This is a genomic window from Bacillus sp. LR--39 (assembly GCF_053613335.1).
The window spans coordinates 1-706 of record NZ_JBSIOT010000881.1 but is presented as its reverse complement, the minus strand read 5'-3'; the positions used below and the strand labels follow the sequence as shown (position 1 = coordinate 706).

Genomic DNA, 706 nt, shown 5'->3' with positions numbered 1-706 from the left:
CCTGAAAATACGGGTTTGACGCCTAATAAGAAAAGCGTTTTAGACAGGTTGTACAATTGCTGAGCCACCATGGTATCCACAATCGGAACACCTGAAAGATCAACGACGAGGCTTGTGATTTTTCTCTCGACACAGCGGACCGGCACTGTTTCTAAAATGACATGTGCCGTTTTGTATCAATGGAGCCGATAAGCGGCAATATCCCGATTCCATCGGCAATGGAAATGACCGGGCAGCCAAGCTCTGAGATCAATTCCTGCTGAGATGTGAGCCTCATCAGCATGAATTTTTGGTACTGCTCGGAGAATTCAATAATCAGCTTATCGAACGACTGATTCACAATGCGGTTCCATCGGTCTGCATCCTCATTTGTGATGATCTCCTGATTCTCTTTTATAAATGTTGCGACTGCGTCCCAGAATGAGATTCTAGAATTGGATATGGCTTCTACGACCTCATGCACTTGAACATCCTGCTCTACCCTGTTTTTCGCAACGTTTTCCGCCCATTTTGTCATGTTTTCTTGAAAATCGGTTTGATCCTCCAGAAATGCGCTTGCGATTGTTATATTGGTAAATGTATGCTGCTCGGTTAAAAGTGTTTTCGTTTCTTCACTTAAATGGCTGGCGGAATATAGCTCGCCTTTTAGCTGGCAACGCAAACTGAACCATTTCTCAGTAATATCCGCAGTGTTGTCTATGATATA

1 pseudogene is annotated in these 706 nt (G+C 43.8%); it reads right to left on the bottom strand.

The features are described from left to right. A pseudogene (locus ACWHAR_RS27215) lies at positions 1-706 on the bottom strand (STAS domain-containing protein); the annotation flags it as partial.